General features: G+C 51.0%; 5 protein-coding genes. All 5 read right to left on the bottom strand.

The window, feature by feature from the left end:
- Positions 1-765: MFS transporter (locus OU792_RS18215; protein ID WP_274671006.1), on the bottom strand; the 765-nt coding region annotated here is incomplete at its 3' end.
- A gap of 27 nt (positions 766-792) precedes the next feature.
- Positions 793-1,041, bottom strand: coding sequence for a DUF6755 family protein (locus tag OU792_RS18210; RefSeq protein ID WP_274671005.1), 249 nt, complete (start codon positions 1,039-1,041; stop codon positions 793-795).
- An 11-nt stretch (positions 1,042-1,052) separates the two neighbouring features.
- A complete protein-coding gene (locus OU792_RS18205; protein ID WP_274671004.1) occupies positions 1,053-1,559 on the bottom strand; it encodes a QcrA and Rieske domain-containing protein in 507 nt (168 codons plus the stop codon).
- Positions 1,560-1,573: 14 nt separating this feature from the next.
- Complete coding sequence (locus OU792_RS18200; protein WP_274671003.1) at positions 1,574-2,029, bottom strand: 4Fe-4S dicluster domain-containing protein; 456 nt, start codon at positions 2,027-2,029, stop codon at positions 1,574-1,576.
- A gap of 136 nt (positions 2,030-2,165) precedes the next feature.
- A partial coding sequence (locus OU792_RS18195) for a molybdopterin oxidoreductase family protein (RefSeq protein ID WP_274671002.1) occupies positions 2,166-3,828 on the bottom strand: 1,663 nt, incomplete at its 5' end.

Raw genomic sequence — 3,828 nt, 5'->3', positions numbered from 1 at the left:
ACCGGCAATCACGAGGGTGGTGCCGTAGACATTGGTAAAATAAGGCACGAGCCACTGGGATAAGGCCACAAAACATCCAAACACAAGGAAATAGTATAGCCCAAATCTCCACACCCGAATATTGCCAAGTGGCTGGAGCGTCTGAGCCATGGTACGGGTGGAAGTGGCGGGTTTTTTATTTTGCGCCAGCAAAGCAAATAGAATAGCTATGCCCACCAAGACGGCTGCATAAATCGTCGGCAATGTGGTCCACGCCGAAGGATTTTGCCCATTGTCAGTAAAGTAATTTAGTGCTGTGGGAGCAAGCAGGGTGGTGATAGCTGCCCCGGCATTACCTGCTCCAAAAATACCCAAAGCTCTGCCTTGCCAATGTTTGGGATACCAAACCGAGGTGTATCCTATACCCACGGCAAAGCCGGCACCGGCCAGACCAAACCCAAAGCTCATCAGTGCATACCAGCTAAAGGAATCCGTGAAATTCAGCAGATACATGGGGATGGCGGTGAAAAGCAGCAGCCCTACAAAAATCCATTTACCTCCATACTTGTCCGTCAAAATACCCAGCGGGAGCCGCATGATGGATCCCGTGAGAATGGGGATACCGAGTAGCCAGCCGATTTCGACTTGGCTCCAGTTGAATATGCCATTGTCTACCAAGTAAGTCACCATGACCCCATTGAAGGTCCAGGCGGCAAAACACAAGGTGAAGGCTAGGGTATTGAGGAAAAGGACGCGGTGGGCGCCTGCAGGGATGCGCTCATTCATAGGATGCGGGGAGGAGTAGCGGGTGGGTTAACTCTTTTTCTTTCGGGCATCCGGCAGATAGCGCAGGAGCCAGAAGGAGGCGATCGCAAAGGTGATGGATCCCAGTGCCGTAGTAATCGCGAAGTTGAGGTTCTCTTGCAGGGCATTGTTTAGTGCTCCAAAGAGGAACCAGATCTGGATCGTGACAAAGAGAATCTGGAGCAGGATAATTCCTGTCATCAGTGTGCTGGTCTTATTGGGGTGTGCCTGGTTTTGGGATTGTCTGAAATCGCTCATAGCTCAGGGGTTTAGACTTGTTGGGCTTTGACTAGTACCATGCCGTCGCGAAGTACCACTTCGAGTTGGGGTAGTGGACGTGGTGGTGGACCCTGGATCACGTCGCCAGTACGTGGGTTGAAATAGCCCTTATGGCAGGGGCACACGATCTGTCCTAGGTCGTGGCGGTATTTCACCGCACAGGAGAGGTGGGTGCACTTCTGCTCAAAGGCTCGCCATTCGCCCTCACCCAAGTTGATGAGCAGGTAAGGAATGGTCTTGGATCCCTCGATCTCAAACATATAGGACTCCCCCACGGGCACATCAGACTCCAGGCAGATGGGGTGCTCTCCCACGAGTGGCTGATCTGGAAAAGCCAGAGACTTCACCACGATGGCCGTGCTTCCCACCGCAAGTGCACCAGAGAGTAAGGTGAGAAATTTGGCAAACTCTCTCCGAGACACATGTGTGGCTTCCTTTTGCTCAATGGGGAAATCCTGCTTCCATTTTGGAATTTCTTGATTTGGGTTTTTAGACATGACGCAAACTGATTTTAAGGATGAATCCGCAATTCTGTGCTGCCTTTGGGCATCATGATATTGACTTTGGTATTGACTTGTTCTTCTCCAAACATGAATTTGTTTACCGGAGTACTATTGGGACGTAGCTTTTCGATTTCCTCCCGGGTGCCGTAGAAGAGCGCCTGACTAGGGCATACCGTAGCACACATGGGCTTTTTGCCGGCGCTGGTGCGATCGTAGCACATGTTACATTTCATCATGAGCTCGGCCTTTTCTTCTTTTTTGGGTACCCCAAATGGGCAGGCCAGCACACAGTTGGAGCAGCCTATACATCGGGAGGTATTTGCCGTGTGGACCACACCAAAGTCATCCTTGGTGATGGCATCGGCCGGGCAGACATTGGCACACACGGGATCTTCGCAATGCATGCAGACCTGCACGGTCGTTTGGACAGAGGCGGCTCGCTCCACATAGTGAATGTGGATCATGCTTTCCTGCCCGTTGGTCTCACACTCAGCACAGGCCATTTCGCAAGCATGGCAGCCTATGCAGCGCTGCATGTCTACGAAAAATTCCTGTTGTTGATTGTATTGTGGGTTTTGCATGGTTATTTGGTTTTATAGTTTAAAAACTCTTAAAAGCGTTTTCTTTCACCTTAATGGAGGCCATTTTGCCCGTAGGGATGAGCTGACAGGCACAAACTTTAAATTCTGGGATCTTACTGACCGGATCCAGCGTGCCGATGGTCAGTTGATTGGCAGAGTGCTTTCCGCCCCAGTGATAGGGGATGAAAACGGTATCCTTTCGAATGGTCTCCACGAGCTGGGCGGGGAAGGCGGCTTCGCCACGTCGGGTTTTGACTAGGACTTCATCTCCATCCTTGATGCCATATTGGTAGGCCAGCGAGGGGTGAATTTCCAAAAGTGGCTCTGGATATTGGTCCACTAGTTTTCCGATTCGGCGTGTTTGCGTACCACTGAGGTACTGCGACACGACTCGGCCGGTGGTCATCACCACTGGGTACTCCTTGTCCACTACTTCGGAGGGCTCTCGGTAGGGTACAGGATTAAAATGTGCTTTGCCATCGGGAGTTTTGAACTTGCGATCTTCCCAGAGACGGGGTGTACCTGGGTGATCCTCACTTGGACATGGCCAAAAGACGCCCATATTTTTTTCGATTTTTTCATAAGTAATCCCAAAATAATCGGCCGTGCCGCCCTTGGACGCCACACGCAGTTCATTGAAGATATCTTCAGACTTTTTATAGGCAAACTTATCTCCGGCACCGAGGCGCTGAGCGATTTCGATTAGAATCTCGCTATCTCTTCGGGCTTCTCCGGGAGGGGTGATGGCTTGGTTGATTTTTACTACTCGACCTTCGGCAGTAGTCACGGTACCTTCTTCCTCTTCATGAAGTGAGCCTGGTAAGATGATGTCTGCATGCCGTGCGGTTTCATTGAGGAAAAAGTCGATACAGACGTAATATTCAAGCTTTTCCAGTGCTTCTCGCACAAAATTATTGTTTGGAAGGGAGACCAGCGGATTGAAGCAGATGGATACAAGCCCTTTGATTTCCCCCCGGTGAATGGCCTCGATGATCTCGTAGGCGGAGAGTCCTTTGCCCGGCATCTCTTTCTCTTCGATGCCCCAGACATCTGCGATGTATTGCCGATGAGCAGGATTGGTTATATCTCTATTGCCTGGAAGTTGGTCACATTTGTGCCCATGCTCGCGCCCTCCTTGGCCATTGCCCTGTCCAGTGATGGTGCCGTAGCCGCAGTAAGGTTTGCCAATCCGTCCGGTGGCCAAGACCAGATTGATGCAGCTGAGGACGTTGTCCACGCCCTTGGAGTGGTGTTCTATTCCCCTGGCATGAAGCAGAAAGCTGGTTTGGGCTTTGCCCCAGAGCTCAGCTGCTTGCTGGATTTTAGCGGCTGGTATGCCTGTTTTATCTTCTGCCCACTCGAGGTCATAATCTTTGACTGCCTCAATGGTATCTTCAAATCCGGTGGTGTACTGATCGATAAAGTCGTGGTCGAGCCAGTCGTTGTCTACAAGAATTTTGAGCATAGCTCCGAAAAGAGCGGAGTCACCTCCAGGCCTTACAGGCAGGTGCAAATCAGCTGTACGGGCGATGGGGGTGTTTCTGGGATCCACGACGATGAGTTTTGCCCCATTGTCTCTGGCTTGCCAGATGTAATGAGTGAGTGTGGGGAAAGTCTCAGAGACATTGGCTCCTGCGATGATGATTACTTGGGCATGTTTTAGATCTGTCCAAGAGTTGGAA

Source organism: Algoriphagus sp. NF (genome assembly GCF_028823735.1).
Taxonomy (GTDB): Bacteria; Bacteroidota; Bacteroidia; order Cytophagales; family Cyclobacteriaceae; genus Algoriphagus; species Algoriphagus marincola.
This window is presented reverse-complemented; position numbering and strand designations above follow the sequence as displayed.

Excerpts from the sequence above, each read along its gene's own strand:
- OU792_RS18210 (WP_274671005.1), bottom strand. The coding sequence starts at position 1,041 with ATGAGCGATTTCAGACAATCCCAAAACCAGGCACACCCCAATAAGACC.
- OU792_RS18205 (WP_274671004.1), bottom strand. The coding sequence starts at position 1,559 with ATGTCTAAAAACCCAAATCAAGAAATTCCAAAATGGAAGCAGGATTTC.
- OU792_RS18200 (WP_274671003.1), bottom strand. The coding sequence starts at position 2,029 with ATGATCCACATTCACTATGTGGAGCGAGCCGCCTCTGTCCAAACGACC.